This is a genomic window from Avibacterium gallinarum (assembly GCF_002921135.1).
GTDB lineage: Bacteria > Pseudomonadota > Gammaproteobacteria > Enterobacterales > Pasteurellaceae > Avibacterium > Avibacterium gallinarum.
This window is the reverse complement of the sequence record NZ_PQVJ01000011.1, coordinates 317,573-334,129: the sequence shown is the minus strand read 5'-3', so window position 1 is coordinate 334,129 and position 16,557 is coordinate 317,573. Positions and strand designations below refer to the sequence as shown.

At 41.8% G+C, this 16,557-nt stretch carries 16 protein-coding genes; 14 read left to right on the top strand and 2 right to left on the bottom strand.

From position 1 onward, the window contains the following. Nucleotides 1-60 precede the first annotated feature (60 nt). From C3007_RS05120 to tolA, 4 genes are all read left to right on the top strand, one after another. Nucleotides 61-2,112, top strand: a complete 2,052-nt coding sequence (locus C3007_RS05120) for a TonB-dependent siderophore receptor (RefSeq protein ID WP_103853411.1) — start codon at nucleotides 61-63, stop codon at nucleotides 2,110-2,112. A 165-nt stretch (nucleotides 2,113-2,277) separates the two neighbouring features. Continuing rightward, nucleotides 2,278-2,724 (top strand): TonB-system energizer ExbB, encoded by a 447-nt coding sequence (gene exbB / locus C3007_RS05115; RefSeq protein WP_103853410.1) that lies wholly within the window; start codon nucleotides 2,278-2,280, stop codon nucleotides 2,722-2,724. Between the two features lie 9 nt (nucleotides 2,725-2,733). Continuing rightward, the gene (exbD, locus tag C3007_RS05110; RefSeq protein ID WP_103853409.1) at nucleotides 2,734-3,120 is read left to right on the top strand and encodes a TonB system transport protein ExbD; all 387 of its coding nucleotides are present in this window, start codon (nucleotides 2,734-2,736) and stop codon (nucleotides 3,118-3,120) included. After that, nucleotides 3,121-3,897, top strand: coding sequence for a cell envelope integrity protein TolA (gene tolA, locus C3007_RS05105; protein WP_103853408.1), 777 nt, complete (start codon nucleotides 3,121-3,123; stop codon nucleotides 3,895-3,897). A gap of 61 nt (nucleotides 3,898-3,958) precedes the next feature. Here the strand turns inward: tolA and C3007_RS05100 are convergent, their stop codons facing one another. Next, complete coding sequence (locus tag C3007_RS05100) at nucleotides 3,959-5,755, bottom strand: ABC transporter ATP-binding protein/permease (protein ID WP_103853407.1); 1,797 nt, start codon at nucleotides 5,753-5,755, stop codon at nucleotides 3,959-3,961. A 210-nt stretch (nucleotides 5,756-5,965) separates the two neighbouring features. Between C3007_RS05100 and C3007_RS05095 the strand changes: the two genes are divergently transcribed. From C3007_RS05095 to C3007_RS05075, 5 genes are all read left to right on the top strand, one after another. Further along, entirely contained in the window at nucleotides 5,966-7,624 is a 1,659-nt protein-coding gene (locus C3007_RS05095) for a putative transporter (RefSeq protein ID WP_103853406.1), read from the top strand. A 250-nt stretch (nucleotides 7,625-7,874) separates the two neighbouring features. Then, the gene (locus C3007_RS05090; protein WP_103853405.1) at nucleotides 7,875-9,221 is read left to right on the top strand and encodes an outer membrane protein transport protein; all 1,347 of its coding nucleotides are present in this window, start codon (nucleotides 7,875-7,877) and stop codon (nucleotides 9,219-9,221) included. Between the two features lie 151 nt (nucleotides 9,222-9,372). After that, entirely contained in the window at nucleotides 9,373-9,912 is a 540-nt protein-coding gene (locus C3007_RS05085) for a methylated-DNA--[protein]-cysteine S-methyltransferase (RefSeq protein ID WP_103853404.1), read from the top strand. A gap of 30 nt (nucleotides 9,913-9,942) precedes the next feature. Next, a complete protein-coding gene (mutH, locus tag C3007_RS05080; RefSeq protein WP_103853403.1) occupies nucleotides 9,943-10,611 on the top strand; it encodes a DNA mismatch repair endonuclease MutH in 669 nt (222 codons plus the stop codon). Nucleotides 10,612-10,681: 70 nt separating this feature from the next. Further along, nucleotides 10,682-11,407 (top strand): TerC family protein, encoded by a 726-nt coding sequence (locus C3007_RS05075; RefSeq protein ID WP_103853402.1) that lies wholly within the window; start codon nucleotides 10,682-10,684, stop codon nucleotides 11,405-11,407. Nucleotides 11,408-11,516: 109 nt separating this feature from the next. Here the strand turns inward: C3007_RS05075 and C3007_RS05070 are convergent, their stop codons facing one another. Then, nucleotides 11,517-11,984 carry a surface-adhesin E family protein gene (locus tag C3007_RS05070; protein WP_103853401.1) on the bottom strand — a complete coding sequence of 156 codons (468 nt, stop codon included), beginning with the start codon at nucleotides 11,982-11,984 and terminating at the stop codon, nucleotides 11,517-11,519. 233 nt (nucleotides 11,985-12,217) lie between these two features. Between C3007_RS05070 and purM the strand changes: the two genes are divergently transcribed. The 5 genes from purM (at nucleotide 12,218) to rsmA (ending at nucleotide 16,555) form a co-directional block, all read left to right on the top strand. Continuing rightward, the gene (gene purM / locus C3007_RS05065; RefSeq protein ID WP_103853400.1) at nucleotides 12,218-13,255 is read left to right on the top strand and encodes a phosphoribosylformylglycinamidine cyclo-ligase; all 1,038 of its coding nucleotides are present in this window, start codon (nucleotides 12,218-12,220) and stop codon (nucleotides 13,253-13,255) included. Further along, nucleotides 13,255-13,893, top strand: coding sequence for a phosphoribosylglycinamide formyltransferase (purN, locus tag C3007_RS05060; RefSeq protein ID WP_103853399.1), 639 nt, complete (start codon nucleotides 13,255-13,257; stop codon nucleotides 13,891-13,893). Before purM ends, purN begins: the two co-directional genes overlap by 1 nt. Nucleotides 13,894-14,035: 142 nt before the next feature. Beyond that, entirely contained in the window at nucleotides 14,036-14,578 is a 543-nt protein-coding gene (pyrR, locus tag C3007_RS05055; RefSeq protein WP_103853398.1) for a bifunctional pyr operon transcriptional regulator/uracil phosphoribosyltransferase PyrR, read from the top strand. 96 nt (nucleotides 14,579-14,674) lie between these two features. Then, entirely contained in the window at nucleotides 14,675-15,619 is a 945-nt protein-coding gene (locus tag C3007_RS05050) for a peptidylprolyl isomerase (protein ID WP_103853397.1), read from the top strand. Nucleotides 15,620-15,703: 84 nt separating this feature from the next. Further along, nucleotides 15,704-16,555, top strand: a complete 852-nt coding sequence (rsmA, locus tag C3007_RS05045) for a 16S rRNA (adenine(1518)-N(6)/adenine(1519)-N(6))-dimethyltransferase RsmA (protein WP_103853396.1) — start codon at nucleotides 15,704-15,706, stop codon at nucleotides 16,553-16,555. The last annotated feature ends 2 nt before the right edge of the window (nucleotides 16,556-16,557 follow it).

Sequence of the window (16,557 nt, the reverse complement as noted above, 5' to 3'; positions counted from 1 at the left end):
GCAAAAGCAAACAATAATAATTCTCAACAATTTGACAATATGAAATAAAGGAAGTTCATTATGAAAAAAGCAAAATTTGTTCTTTTACCTCTCGCTACGCTTGTTGCTACGGCGGTACAAGCGGAAAGCCTCGGCGTGATTGATGTCATCACAGAAAATACGGGTGCGAAGAGCAAAACTAATGTTGTTACCCTAAAACAAATGGAACGCAGCACCGAAACGGATTTGCGTGGTTTATTATTTGATGAGCCAGCCATCAATTTCGGTGGCGGAAATGGTGGGACATCACAATGGGTAACTATTCGTGGTATGGGACAAGATCAAATTGATTTCAAAGTGGATAATACGTATTCAGATACACAATCTTTCCATCACGAAGGGCGGTTTTTACTCGATCCCGCTTTGATTAAGCGTATTGATGTGCAAAAAGGGGCGGGATCAGCCAGTGCTGGGATTGGGGCGACCAGTGGTTCGATCATCGCCACCACTGTTGATGCGCAGGATCTCTTAAGAGAAGGGCAAAACTTTGGCTTTAAACTGACCGCAGGGGTTCGTAGCAATAAAGGTAACACCCAAGGTATGAGCGTTTATGGCAAAGTAGGCGCATTTGATGCTTTGCTTTCTGGTAACTGGAATCACAAAGAAAATTACAAAGGCGGTAAAGGCTATCAAAACCTTAACGGCTCAGACATTGTACAAAACAGTGCCTTAGGTGAGCGCGGTTTATTAGCCAAACTCGGTTGGGATATTACTGAAAATCAACGTGTGGTATTAAGCCATCGCCAAGAGCGCTATTACGGCGTAAGAGCATTGCGTGAAGAATTTGATTTTACCAATTCTTATATTTCTACATCACGCTTATCACCAGAGCAACGCAATAAGGGTTACAGCTTAAGTTCCGTTTATGCTGGGAAAGACAGACGCGGCAATGATTCTTACTATGTCCTTGATCAAAACGGTAACTATGTTGTGAATGAAGATAACAACAATCCACGTTACCGCACGACCACGCAAGATACCACCAATTTAGAGTGGACGGGTAAAAATATGGGCTTTATTACCGAAGCCAACGCCAATGTTTATCACACTAAACGTGTGCGTAAAGAACCTACAGGGCAAACCCGTATTCTTACCACTGGGGCAAACTTAAATTTAGACAGCGCTATTGGTGAAAATCACCTTGTGAAATACGGTGTAAACTATCGTAAACAAGTGGGAAAACCTAACCAACTGGCAGTGGGGGCTCATAATCAGCGTAAAGACGATTTAGGCTTTTATGTAGAGGGTATTTGGGGAATTGGTTCCGTTACACTCACTACGGGAGCCCGTTACGATTACTTTGAATTTAAAGCCTCCGATGGTAAAAAAGCCAGCCACGGGCATTTCAACCCAAGTGCGGGCTTAATTTGGCAAGTTTCTGATGATTTAAGCCTGAATACCAGCTTGAACTATGCAAGCCGCAGCCCTCGTTTATATGAAGTGGTTATTGCAGGTTCTGGCACGATTAGCGTGGATAGCAATATCCGTGCAGAACAAGCACGCAATGCAGAAATTGGCTTTAACTACGATCTGAACGACAGCTTCTCATTAAACGGTAGTTACTTCTGGCAAAAAGTGAAAGATGCGATGTCGTTAAAAAATAAGGTCATTTACAACGGCGCATTATTGCGTAATCAAGGTTATGAATTGGGGGCAACCTATAAACAAGCGGGCTGGAAGCTCCACCTTGGCGTTGCGGAAAGTAAGCCAGAAGTTTATGGCAATGTGGCGGATAATACCGTATTTGCCGTTGCTACTGGGCGAACTTGGACGACTGAGGTTTCCTATAAATTTGAGCAACCTAATCTTGAAATCGGTTGGAAAGGACGTTTTGTTGAAGGTGAAACGGGAACACCAAGCCGTGGTTCTGGTTCAGGCGACAGCGTGAAACAACCGGGTTACGGCGTCAATGATCTTTACGCAAGTTGGGAAGCAAACGAAAATCTCACCATTAATGTTGCGGTGGATAACGTGTTCAACAAGAACTACAAAAGCCACAGCCAACGTGCAGGGGTAAACAGCCTAACTGGCGCAGGGCGTGATTTCCGAATGAATGTGAGTTACACATTCTAAATGTGAAAAAACAAAGTGAGGTGATTTTTCACCGCATTTTTTGTTTGTGCTTTGACCGCAAATTTTTAATTTGCTACAATTTGCAACCTAATTGAAATTCATTCTCAATAACAATTAAGGGCAATTTGCCTCGTTTTATTTGAAGTCAGCGTTAAGGATTTCTCAATGCCGCAATTATTCGCATTTTTACAACATTATGTTGATTACATTATTTTAGGTTTACTCGGTTTAATGAGCTTTATTATGGTATGGTTCGTGATTGAACGCTTTATCTTTTTAAGCCGTGTGAATGTTTCGCACTACACCAATATCCACGAGTTAGACATTGATCTCAACCGTAACCTAACTATTATTTCCACCATTGGCTCAAATGCCCCTTATGTGGGTTTATTGGGTACAGTTATCGGGATTTTATTAACTTTCTATGAATTAGGAAATTCAGGTGGGGACATTGATGCCGCTGCCATTATGCTTAACCTTTCCCTCGCCTTAAAAGCCACGGCGGTGGGGATTTTAGTTGCCATTCCATCAATGGTGTTTTACAACGGCTTGCAACGCAAAGTGGAAGTCAATCGCCTAAAATGGAAAGCCTTAAACGGACAAAAAATCTAGGGGCATAATGTGAAAAAGTTTGATGAAATCAATATTATCCCTTTCATTGACATTATGTTAGTGTTGCTGGCGATTGTCTTAATCACCGCGTCTTTTATTTCGCAAGGCAAAATTCAAGTGAACGTGCCAAAAGCCAGCAGCACCGTAGCGTTTAAATCGGACGATTTAGCCAAATTATTAACCGTTACGGAAACAGGCGAAATCTTTTTTAACGATAAGCCGACAGATTTAGCGCAAATGGAAAAAGAAGTGGCAAGCTGGGCAAAAGATCAAAAAGTGACCCTGAAAGTGGACGCCAAAGCCACATTCCAAGATTTTGTTAGCCTGACAGATTTAATGGCGAAAAATAACATCAAAAATGTTGCCATTGTTACAATGAAAGAAAAAGGCAAATAAATGGCAAATAAACATCGTTCTTGGTTCGGCTTCTTCTTTTCTCTCCTATTTCACGCCACCGTGATCGGGGCGATTGTCTATGCTGTAAAAGCCGATAGCAGCGCCAATGGGTATCAAGCAGACGTGATCGACAACAGTATTTCAATGGAAATGCTAATGGGAATGACCGTTGAAGAACCTGAACCCGCGCCAGAACCTGTTGCAGAACCTGAGCCAGAGCCAGTGGCAAAAGAAACGGTGCCCGATCCCATTGTAAAACCTGAACCGCCAAAACCGGAAAAGCCAAAAGAAATTAAGAAAGAAAAACCGAAAGAGAAAAAGAAAGAAAAACCGAAAAAAGAGAAACCTCAACTCAAAGAGAAACCTTTGGCGAATAAGGCGCTTGAAAAAGGGGATCGCAATGTGAATTCTGAAGCGAAAATCACAGCGACAGCAACCAGCTTAGGCAAGGCAACGGTGAATAATCCAAACCTTGTTAGTAAAAGTGCTGGCTCTGATGTAAAGAATGCCTATATGGGCGCATTGCGCCGAGAAATAGAACGCCATAGACGCTACCCACAACGGGCTAAAATGATGCGTAAACAAGGGATAGCGACAGTGAGTTTTAATATTGCCGCTGATGGTTCGTTGAGTAATATTCAACTCGCAAAATCCTCTGGTAATAATGATTTAGATAAAGCCGCCTTAGAGGCTGTAAGCCGAACAAAATCTATCGGCGCAAGACCAGCAGGACTTTCACCTTCAATGACCGTGCCAATTCGGTTTAGTATTCAATAAAGTATAAAATATGAAGTGCGGTGGAAAAATATTGAGTTTTTCCACCGCACTTTTCTTTCCCCTAATTTTCCATCGGTTGGATTAATTTCCAGCTTTTATCTGGCTGAATTTGCAAATGCAATCTGTGATGCTTAAGTAAGGTGGAGCGATGTCCTACGCTGATTATGGTGGTATTTGGCAATTCGCTTTTTAATAACTGATACATTGCGTCTTCCAATCCTTCGTCCATACTTGCTGTTGCTTCGTCAAGAAATGCCACCTGTGGCTTGTGTAATAATAAGCGGGCAAAGGCAAGGCGTTGTTGTTCGCCGAGAGAAAGCACGCGCGTCCAATCTTGTTCTTGCTCGAGTTTATCGGTTAAATGTCCTAAATTAACTTGTTGCATAATTTGTTGGATTGCAGCGAGATCGCAATCTTCACTTGCCATTGCAGGATAATAAAGGGCATCAATTAAGCGACCTTGCGGCAAATAAGGTTTTTGCGAAAGAAATAGGGCGCTGTGTTGCGGGCAGATTACGGTGCCTTCGGAATATTGCCAAAGCCCTGCTGCGGTGCGTAATAGCGTGGTTTTTCCAACCCCAGATTGCCCTTGAATTAGTACCCTTGTGCCTAGGGGAAAGGTGAGGTTTAAGTTTTCAATCAGGCTTTTTCCATCAGGGCGTTTTATAGTGAGATTTTGGAATGCCACTTCGCCTTGGCTATCTTGAAGCTGGGTTTTAGACGGTTGATTAACTGCGTTGATCGCACTATGAAAACCTGTTAAACGATCAAGCACGGCACGGTAAGCAGCGAAATCATCATAAGAATTACGATAAAAAGAAAGGGCATCTTGCACTTTGCCAAAGGCTTGGGCGGTTTGCATTAAATCACCGAGTTTGATTTGTTCACTGAAGTAACGTCCCGCTTGAATGAGAAATGGGAAGATAACGGAGATCTGTGAAACAGTTAAGTTAAAGCCAGATAATTTCAGGGTGCGGTAAACCAGTTGCCAAATGTTGCCAATAATTTTATTGAATTGTTTGAACAACAAGCTTTGTTCCATTTTTTCACCACGGTAGAAGGCAATGCTTTCCGCATATTCTTTTAGGCGAATTAGGGAATAACGATAATTTGCGTTGAGCCTTTCATTAGCGAAATTGAGTTTAATTAATGGTCGTCCAATTCTAAAGGCAATCACACTGGTAATAAGCACATAAATAAACACTAAAAATACCATCATATGTGGGATTTTATAGCCCGCGATTTCCATTGGCCCTGATAAGTTCCACAAAATCGCGGTGAATGCGATGAGTGAAACTGTGGAGGAAATCACGCCTGTAGCAAAACTGAGCGAGCTGTTGATGTAAGATTCAATATCTTGCTGGATACGTTGATCGGGATTGTCTAGCTGATTGAGGCTATATAGGGTTTTATAATAGGCTTGGTTGGCTGTCCATTTTTCTACATAATGCCCATTGAGCCAAGTTCGCCATTGAATTTTGAAGCGTTGCGAAATGTAGTAGGTAAACAGCACATTCAACACGTGAACAGTGGCAAGCAAGGAAAATACGACCATTTGTTGCCAGAATACACTGACATTCATTTCCTGTAATGCGCTGTACATTGCGTTATACCAATTAGAAAATAGAATATCTAACCGCACAGCAACTAGATTAAAGAAGATGATCACCCAAAAATAGCAGAGTGGTTTGAGGCTCTGTTTGGGGGAAAGGTAATTTTTAGCTAAAAGCCAAAATTGATGCGCCCAGCGAGTTGTTTTGACTAAAAGCGCTAAGATAAGGGAGAAGACAATGCTCGTAATCACGAGGCTTTGGATTATCCATAAAAATGAACTTAGTAATTCGTCTGACCAATTCATAATATTTCCGAGTAATGAGTTGATAGAAAAGAAAATAGTTAATCGTGTTGTTTAGATAGCAGAATGAGAAATTTGTTCAAAGATTGTTAAAGAAATTAATGCGGTAAGCAAGAAAAATGTGATGTAGATTAAATTTTTGGACTTTAATTTATTCTTTCTATCTGGAGATTGCTATAATTTTTTTAGTTAAATTAAATTTTTGAGGTTGTTATGAGTGATATTGCAGTTACGATTAGCATTTTAGCCCTCGTTGCGGTGGTCGGATTATGGATCGGTCATTTTAAAATTCGTGGCGTAGGGCTCGGTATTGGGGGGGTATTGTTTGGGGGGATCATTGTTGCCCATTTTACCAACCAATATGGCGTGCATTTAGATGCACATACGCTACATTTTATTCAAGAATTTGGCTTGATCTTATTTGTTTATACGATTGGTATTCAAGTAGGGCCGGGTTTTTTTGCCTCATTACGAGAATCAGGCTTAAAACTCAATGGGTTAGCGGTACTCATCGTATTACTTGGGGCAGCCAGTGTGGTTGTGTTATATAAAGCCGCTGATGTGCCACTTGATATTATTCTTGGGGTTTATTCTGGGGCGGTAACTAATACTCCATCTTTAGGGGCAGGGCAACAAATTCTTGCTGAATTGGGAATGAGCCATACCACCAGTAATATGGGTATGGCTTATGCCGTAGCTTACCCTTTTGGGATTTGTGGGATTTTACTCACAATGTGGTTAGTGCGGTTGTTTTTTAAAATAAAAGTGGAAGAAGAGGACGCCAATTTCCAACGCGAAAGCGGTCAGGATAAGGAAAGTTTGCGTTCAATGAATGTGCGCGTAACCAACCCAAATCTTAACGGCTTGCCGCTAATTGAAATCCCGGGGTTTGAAAGCAAAGAGGTGGTTTGCTCTCGCTTAAAACGTGGTGATAACGTAAGCGTGCCGAATGCAGACACCGAAATTTTTCTTGATGATTTGCTCCATTTAGTAGGGGAAGCGCATACATTAAGAAAAATGAAACTCGTGATTGGTGAAGAAGTGGATGTGCCACGTTCAACGCTCACTGGTGATCTTCGTTCTGAGCGCATTGTGGTAACCAATGAAAAAGTCTTGGGAAAACGCATTAAATCTTTGGGTATTCATCAAAAATATGGTGTGGTGATTTCTCGGTTAAACCGTGCTGGGGTGGAACTTGTACCAAGTGCAAATACGAGCTTGCAATTTGGTGATGTGCTACACATTGTCGGACGCGCTGATATGATTGATAACGCCATTGCCTTAATTGGTAACGCACAGCAAAAATTGCAACAAGTGCAAATGCTCCCTGTTTTTATTGGGATTGGCTTAGGGGTGTTAGTCGGCTCAATTCCTTTTTATATTCCGGGCCTTTCTGTGGCGCTAAAACTGGGTTTAGCTGGTGGGCCGCTTGTTGTTGCGCTGATTTTGGCAAGAATAGGGAGCATTGGAAAACTTTACTGGTTTATGCCACCAAGTGCTAACTTAGCGTTACGCGAAATTGGCATTGTTTTATTCCTTGCGGTTGTAGGGCTAAAATCAGGCGGTAACTTTGTGGATACCCTAGTAAATGGTTCTGGGCTTGAATGGATGGGCTATGGCATTATCATCACCTTCTTCCCATTAATGGCGGTGGGGCTGTTTGCGCGTTTATACCTAAAACTTAACTACCTGTCTTTATGTGGTTTACTTGCAGGCTCAATGACAGATCCCCCTGCGCTTGCCTTTGCCAATGCGATTAAAGAAGACAGCGGAATTGCCGCACTTTCTTACGCCACCGTTTATCCATTGGTGATGTTCTTGCGGATACTCTCATCACAGTTATTAGCCATTTTATTGTGGTCTTTTTTCTAACTTTTCTCACATTTAGTAATTTATCAATGCCCGGCTTAGCTGGGCATTTTTTTATTCTTATTTTTGATATAACAGCTAAGTTTGCGATGAACTGGCTGCTTATTATCCCTTTGTTTTCTTTTTATATTTTTCAACTGGTCTGAACTCTGATTAGTTAGGCTAAATTTGTTTGCACTAGTGTAGTGCTTTCTTTATAATCCAGCAGCTTTTCTAATCAATTTTTATCAATTTAATCGAAAAAAGGTTACAAATGACTAAAACAACAATTTTTTCAAGAACATTACTTTCTTCTGCATTATTAGCTGTTGCAGGAGGTGCACAGGCAGCAGCATTCCAATTAGCAGAAGTTTCAAGCTCAGGTTTAGGCCGTGCCTATGCTGGTGAAGCAGCCATTGCTGATAACGCCTCTGTGGTGGCAACCAACCCAGCTTTAATGACTTTATTTAAAACCAACCAATTTAGCGTGGGTGGGGTTTATGTGGATTCTAAAATTCGTGTTGATGGTACGGTAACCGCGACAGCTGCTCTAAATACTACTTCTGCACAGGTTGCGCAAGGAAGCTTAGCTAATAACAATGTGGTTCCGGGGGCATTTGTACCAAATATGTATTTTGTTGCGCCAATAAACGATAAATTTGCGATTGGAGCCGGAATGAACGTTAATTTTGGTTTAAAAAGCGAATATAGCTCAGATTATAATGGCGGCATTTTTGGTGGAAAAACAGATCTAACGACCATTAATTTAAATTTAAGTGGTGCATATCGTGTAACACAAGGGTTAAGTTTCGGTGCAGGGCTAAATGCGGTTTATGCAAAAGCCAAACTTGAACGTAATGCTGGGGTTCTTGATGATGCCTTAGAAAAATATTCACAGATCTTAACTGCGGCACGTTCATCATTTGCTGCGGTGGTTACCGCACAAAGTAACGCGATGGCGAAAACCACATCAGTTGTTCGTTTACAAGATAAAAATGCCTGGGGGCTTGGTTGGAATGCGGGCTTAGTTTACGAATTTAACGAAGCTCATCGTCTTGGTTTTGCTTATCATTCTAAGGTTGATATTGATTTTAAAGATAGAGCCGCTATTGGTAATAGTCAAACGGGAGTGGGTGGACTGACTTTACATTTGCCTAGCTACTGGGAGTTCTCTGGCTTTCACCAATTCACGGATGATTTTGCATTGCATTATAGCTACAAACGCACTAAATGGAGCCGTTTACAAAGCTTACATGCAACATTTGATAATGGAAGCGAAGCGTTCCATAAGGATCTTAATTACCGCAATGCTTCACGCTTTGCATTAGGTGGTACTTATAAAGTGAATGAACAACTGCTCTTGCGTGCGGGTGTTGCTTATGACAAAGCAGCGGGCGAAGCAACGGCAGCTATTCCTGATACAAACAGAACTTGGTATAGCTTAGGAGCAACTTATGCATTTACACCAAATCTCTCGGTTGATTTTGGTTTTGCTCACTTACGCGGTAAAAAAGTTCACTTTACTGAAGATTATGTGAAAGGCACGATCAAAATTGAAGCGGATTATATCTCCAAATCCAGTGCCAACCTCTACGGTTTAAATCTAAATTACAGTTTCTAATTTGACTGACTAGGAATTTACCCTAATTTCACTATAATAAGCCTATCCTCTGTGATAGGCTTTTTTGTTCATGCCGATAATGGTGGAAATCATTTCATCTATTTAGATAAAGTGCGGTCGGTTTTTCATTAATTTTTTATGAGGGATATCAATGAGCGAGATCTATTATTGCTACTACTCATCACCAATCGGGCGGTTATTGATGATTAGCCAAGATAACAAATTAACCAATTTGGATTTAGAAGCGGAGCAAATTGCGCCAAATCCAAAATGGATTTTACAGGAAAATCACCCGCTCTTTGCGCAAGTTTCGGCGGCATTAACCCGTTATTTTAATGGTGAAAAAGAAGATTTTGCAGGGATTCCGCTGAATCCACAAGGCACGCCTTTTCAGCAAAGCATTTGGCAGCAGCTTTGCCAAATTGCTTATGGTGAAACCACAAGTTATGGCGAGTTAGCCAATCGCATTAACAAACCGAAAGCGGTGCGCGCCGTGGGTGGTGCGGTGGGGAGTAATCCAATTAGCATCATTATTCCTTGCCATCGCGTGTTAGGAAAAACACGTCAGCTAACGGGATTTGGCGGTGGATTGCCTGCCAAACGCCATTTGTTACAGTTAGAAAATATTGCTTATGTGGATAAAGGCGTGGAATACGTCAAACAGAAATTATTGAAAAAGTATCAACGCTAACAAAAACTTGATAAAAAAGCACCGCACTTTATGAATAGCCCAAATTCCGAACAAGCTCTACTCTCCCTTGCGCGATCGCTGGCGGGACTCACTTTTGGTGAAGTCGCCAAGGAGTTGAATATGTCTGTGCCGCCCAATTTGAAACGGGATAAAGGCTGGGTGGGAATGTTGCTGGAAACTGCCTTGGGTGCAACTGCTGGGAGCAAAGCGGAACAAGATTTTGCCCATCTTGGCATTGAGCTCAAAACCATTCCCATTAATCGTCAAGGAAAGCCCCTTGAAACCACCTTCGTCAGCCTTGCGCCGCTGATTCAAAATAGCGGAATCACTTGGCAATCTTCTCACGTTCGCCATAAATTATCCAAAGTGCTGTGGATTCCCATTGAGGGTGAACGCACCATTCCCCTTGCCGAACGTCATATTGGGCAGCCTATTTTATGGCAGCCCTCGCCCGAACAAGAGCAACGTTTGCAGCAAGATTGGGAAGAATTAATGGAATATATCGTATTTGGTCGGCTTGATGAAATTACCGCACGCCTTGGTGAAGTGCTACAACTTCGCCCTAAAGGCGCAAATAGTAAATCGCTAACCAAAGGCATTGGGCGAAATGGCGAGGTGATTGACACCTTACCGCTCGGCTTTTATTTATGCAAAAATTTCACCCACGAAATCCTGCAACAATTTCAGCAAAATGGCTGATTTTCCTTTCCATTAAAGCCAGAAATCTATATCATTGTTCGCTTTAGATTTAATCTATAAGGAACTTATTATGTTTGACTGGATCGCCAGCCCCGAAGCCTGGGTGGCTTTATTTACCCTAACCGCATTAGAAATTGTGTTGGGCATTGATAACATCATTTTTATCAGTATTTTAGTCGGGCGTTTGCCAGCCCAACAACGTCAATCAGGGCGAATTATCGGCTTAGGCTTGGCAATGGCTACGCGTATTTTATTGTTGCTTTCCCTTTCTTGGTTAATGAAACTCACTGAGCCGTTATTTGAGGTTTTCTCGCAACAAATTTCAGGACGTGATCTTATTTTAATCGTGGGCGGATTATTTTTGGTGGCGAAAAGCACCCACGAAATTCATCACGCAATGACGCCAGAAGAAGAGGGCGAAGACCAAAGTGCGGCAAAAAAAGTGAATTTTTTCAGCGTACTCATTCAAATTGCCATTTTAGATATTGTATTCTCGCTGGATTCCGTGATCACCGCTGTGGGAATGGCAAGCGAAATTGGCGTGATGATTTTGGCGATTGTGATTGCCGTCGGCGTAATGATGCTAGCAGCCAAACCGATTGGCGATTTTGTGGAATCGCACCCAACGCTGAAAGTACTTGCTCTTTCGTTCTTGATTTTAGTGGGCGTGGCATTAATTGGTGAAGGCTTAGATTTCCACATTCCAAAAGGCTACATTTACTTCGCAATGGGCTTCTCCGTGGTGGTAGAAATGATCAATATCAAAATGCGTAAGCGTTTGATTAAACGCCCATAATGCTAGAATAAAGAAGTGCGGTGCAAAAATTCTGAAAATTTGCACCACACTTTGTTTTTCTTCTTTTGACTTTTTCCAGCCCTAATTTTTTTATTTTACTTTTATTGCCTTACCATTTTCGATACATATTGGCGCACATCACTTGCCCTAACACATAAAGGGTGGAATTTTTTTGCAATTTTACCGTGTGTCGTTGTTGTTTGCGTAAGGCGGCGCGGATACCATCGCCCCAAAATTCACTGTAGTAATCCGTTCTAACTTGGGTAAGACGATAAGTATTACAGTTAAGAATTTTGTATTGACGCACGGAGCGCGCGTAAAGTTCTGGGCGCTCTTTATACACGAATAAGCCTTTATCCGAATTAATTACCACATCAAAATGAATTAAGTGCTTGTCTTCGTTATCCACCCAAACCGATTGGGTATCTACATAATATTCTGCATTCGGCGCTAATTTGAAATAGCCTGCTTTGGTTAAGGTTGGCAGAACGAGTTTGACTTCTGGGGGCGGTGAAGTAGGCGTAGTAGAACAAGCGGCAAGTAGCATTACGCTAAGCAATAAACCTAATTTTTTCATTTTGACCTCCTTACATTCTGAGGAAGAACGCTCGTTGATTAGGTTAGAATCATTCTGGCATATTTGAATGGGGATTTCTAACAAAAAAAGACGATTTTGTGAGCTGTTCCACAAAATCAGCTTTACATAAAGAGTGAAAATAAAGCGACGCGATAAAATTTATCGCAAACGATTGCGTAGGCGTGCTACAATACGCGCGATTTTCAGTAACTCAAGTCATATAGGAAAAAATCGTGAGCAAACAATCATTAAGTTACAAAGATGCGGGTGTGGATATTAACGCAGGCAACGCGTTAGTGGAAAAAATTGAAGCCGATGTTAAACGCACCACGCGTCCTGAAGTTATTGGTGGATTGGGCGGATTTGGCGCACTTTGTGCGTTGCCGAGCAAGTATAAAGAGCCAATTTTGGTATCTGGCACAGATGGTGTTGGCACAAAATTACGCCTTGCCATTGATTTAAATAAACACGATACCATCGGCATTGACTTGGTGGCGATGTGCGTTAATGATTTAGTGGTGCAAGGAGCAGAACCGCTATTTTTCCTAGATTATTATGCTACAGGCAAATTAGACGTAGATGTGGCAGCCAGCGTGATTAAAGGCATTGCCAACGGTTGTGAACAATCAGGTTGCGCCTTAGTGGGCGGTGAAACCGCAGAAATGCCGGGAATGTATCATCAAGGTGATTATGATTTAGCGGGTTTTTGCGTGGGCGTGGTCGAAAAATCAGAAATTATTGACGGCAGCCAAGTGAAAGTGGGTGATGCCTTGATCGCATTAGGCTCAAGTGGCGCACATTCCAATGGTTATTCCTTAATTCGCAAAGTGATCGAGCGTTCAGGTATCGATCCTGCTAGCGCAGAATTAGACGGCAAGCCTTTCGCCGATCAAGTGTTAGCGCCAACCAAAATTTATGTTAAATCCATTTTACAATTAATCAAACACGTGCCAGTTCACGCCATTTCTCACTTAACGGGCGGTGGCTTCTGGGAAAATATCCCGCGCGTGTTACCGCATAATGTGAAAGCGGTGATCGATGAATCAAGCTGGCAGTGGCCTGCTATTTTTAACTGGCTACAAGAACAGGGCAATATCGATCGCTATGAAATGTATCGCACCTTCAATTGCGGGGTGGGTATGATCATCGCCTTGCCACAGGATCAAGTGGAAACCGCGTTGGCATTATTGCAACAAGCAGGAGAAAAAGCGTGGCAGATTGGTCGCATTGAAAGTGCGAGCGAAGGCGAAGAGCAGGTTGTTATTCGTTAATGAAAAAGATCGTTGTACTGATTTCTGGTGAAGGGCAAACCTTGCAAAGCATTATTGATGCTTGCAAGGCGGGGGATATTCCTGCGCAAATTTGTGCTGTTATCGCCAATAAAGCAAACGCTTATGGCTTACAGCGCGCAAAAATGGCTGAAATTCCCACCGCACTTTTTGAGCGTAAAGATTACGCCGATAATCTAGCAATGGATCAGGCTATCGGTGATTATATTGCTGAGCTTGGTGCGGATTTAATTGTGCTAGCTGGCTATATGAAAATCCTAACTGCCGAATTTACCCAACGTTTTGCAGGCAAAATTCTCAACATTCACCCCTCATTGTTGCCGAAATATCCGGGCTTACACACTTATCAACGTGCGTTGGAAGCGGGCGATCAAGAACACGGTACAACGGTGCATTTTGTCAATGAAGAAGTGGACGGTGGCGCGATCGTGCTACAAGCCAAAGTGCCAATTTTTCCTGATGATGAAGTCAGTGATATTGAACAGCGCGTGAAATATCAAGAGCAGCAAATTTATCCTTTAGTGATTAAATGGTTTGTTACCGATCGTTTAACGCTTCAAAATGGCAGCGCCTATTTAGATGGCAAATGCCTGCCAAATGCAGGTTATGCAATGGATTAAGGATACAAAGCACAAACTTCAGTTTGTGCTTTTTCTTTATTCTGGCGGAGAAAGAATTTTATTAAGTGCGGTCATTTTTTTGTGAATTTTTGGTATAGTAGCGAAAACTCATCATAACTTAGTTACTCTTTAGGATTTATAAATGGCAGAAAAAATTCTGATTGATGAAGATCGATTTATGCGAACTATTTCTCGAATTTCGCACGAAATCATCGAAAAACATCAAAATCTCAATGACCTCATTATTGTCGGAATTAAGCGCCGTGGGGCGGAAATTGCAGAGTTAATCAAGCGTAAAATTAATGATTTAACAGGTAAAGAACTGCCTTCCCTTGATTTGGATATTACCTTTTATCGCGATGATTTGGAATATGTTGAGCCGCAAAGTCAATCGCCAGTATATAGCGGTGCATCAAATTATGTGAGTATTCAAAATAAAATTGTAATTTTGGTTGATGATGTGTTGTTCACAGGGCGCACCATTCGAGCGGCGTTAGATGCGTTAATTGATTTTGGGCGAGCAGCAAAAGTGGAATTAGTGATTTTTGTGGATCGCGGACACCGTGAATTGCCAATTCGTGCCGATTATGTCGGCAAAAATGTGCCAACCAGTCGTGCGGAAAAAGTGCAAGTTCGCACAATGAAGTTTGATCAATGTTATGAAGTGGCGCTGGTATCAAAATAAAAGTCGTGTAAAAAATGTTTTATCAAACTAAATCGATGAACCTTTTGGCAAATTGACACTCTAACGTAAAATAATTTGAACTTATAAATGGAAAATATGAAAGGATTTAATTTTAAAGCGATTTTAGTAGGTTTGGTGGGATTATTTGCGCTTTCGGCGAATGTCTTTGCTGTAGAACGCGTGGTTGCCACTGTGAATGGAAACCCTATTTTAGAAAGCCAAGTGCGTACTGCTTTAGGTAAAAAAGCTAATACAGAAGCAAATCGCGAGGTGGCATTAAATACGGTGATTGATGATATTTTAGTTAATCAAGCCATTAAAGATTCTGGCGTGAGTGTGAGTAGCGCACAAGTTGATCGCGTAATGGAAGATATTGCGGCACGCAATGGCTTGACATACGGACAGCTCCTTGATGTATTGGATTATCAAGGCATTAATTATCATCAATATCGCCAACAGATCGCAAATCAATTATTAATGTCGGAAGTGCGCAATCAGGCGATTGGTAAAAGTGTTGATGTAACCCGAGAAGAAGTGCAAGAACTTGGGCAAAAATTGCTTGATCAAGCGAAAGCACAGGGTAAAGAGAAAAAAGTAACTGGAACAGAATACCAAGTTCGCCATATTCTATTGAAATTAAACCCATTATTAAATGATGCGCAAGCGAAAGCGCAATTAACTCAAATTCGTGCGGATATTTTGGCGCATAAAACTACCTTTGCTGATGCCGCATTAAAATATTCTAAAGATTATTTATCTGGTGCGAATGGCGGCAGTTTAGGCTTTGCTTTCCCAGAAACCTATGTACCACCCTTTGCTAAAATGGTACAAACCACGAAGAAAGGCACCATTTCTGCCCCATTTAAAACAGAATTTGGCTGGCATATTTTAGAAGTTACTGACACTCGCCAAGGGGATCGTACTCGTGATGCTTATATGCAAAAAGCCTATGAGCAGTTAGTCAATCAACAACTGCGCGAAGCCTCACAAGATTGGGTGAAAGCCTTGCGTAAAACTGCAAATATTAAATATTTCAAGTAATTTGAAGCAATCACGAAATCCCAGCCCCAATGCTGGGATTTTTGTTTTATAATAGCGTGTCTTTTTTAACAGTGATAAATCATTATGAGTTCAAGAAAACATCTAGGTCATACCGCCCGTAAACGTTTTGGGCAGAACTTTTTATCAGACGATAATATTATTCAAAGCATTGTGGCAGCCATTTACCCACAGCCAGATCAATTCTTAGTAGAAATCGGCCCTGGTTTGGGGGCGTTAACAGAACCTGTGGCGGAGCGCGTTGAGCGTTTAACCGTTGTGGAGTTAGACCGAGATTTGGCTGAACGTTTGCGTCATCACCCATTTTTACATCAAAAGTTGAATGTGATTGAAACAGATGCGATGCAGTTTGATTTTGGGCAACTTTACCGTGATGAGCATTTAGCGGAAAAAAATCAGAAATTACGCATTTTCGGCAATCTTCCTTATAACATTTCAACGCCATTAATGTTCCATTTGTTCAACTATTGCGAGCAAATTCAGGATATGCACTTTATGCTACAAAAAGAGGTGGTAAAACGCCTTTGTGCTGCACCGAATAGCAAGGCTTACGGACGTTTAACCATTATGGCGCAATATTTTTGTCAAGTAATGCCGGTATTGGAAGTGCCGCCGACTGCATTCAAGCCTGCACCAAAAGTGGATTCCGCGGTAGTGCGTTTAATTCCACACAGCACGCTTCCGCACCCTGTGAAGGATTTATATTGGCTCAATCGTGTGTGTACGCAAGCCTTTAATCAACGCCGTAAAACCTTGCGTAATGCGCTTTCTACACTATTTTCTGCGGAAAATCTCACCGCACTTGGGATTGATTTAAATGCGCGGGCAGAAAATCTTTCCATTGCCGATTATGCAAGATTAGCAAACTGGCTATGTGATAACCCTGTGGTGGAAAACACACAGAGCGAAACGGAATAAAA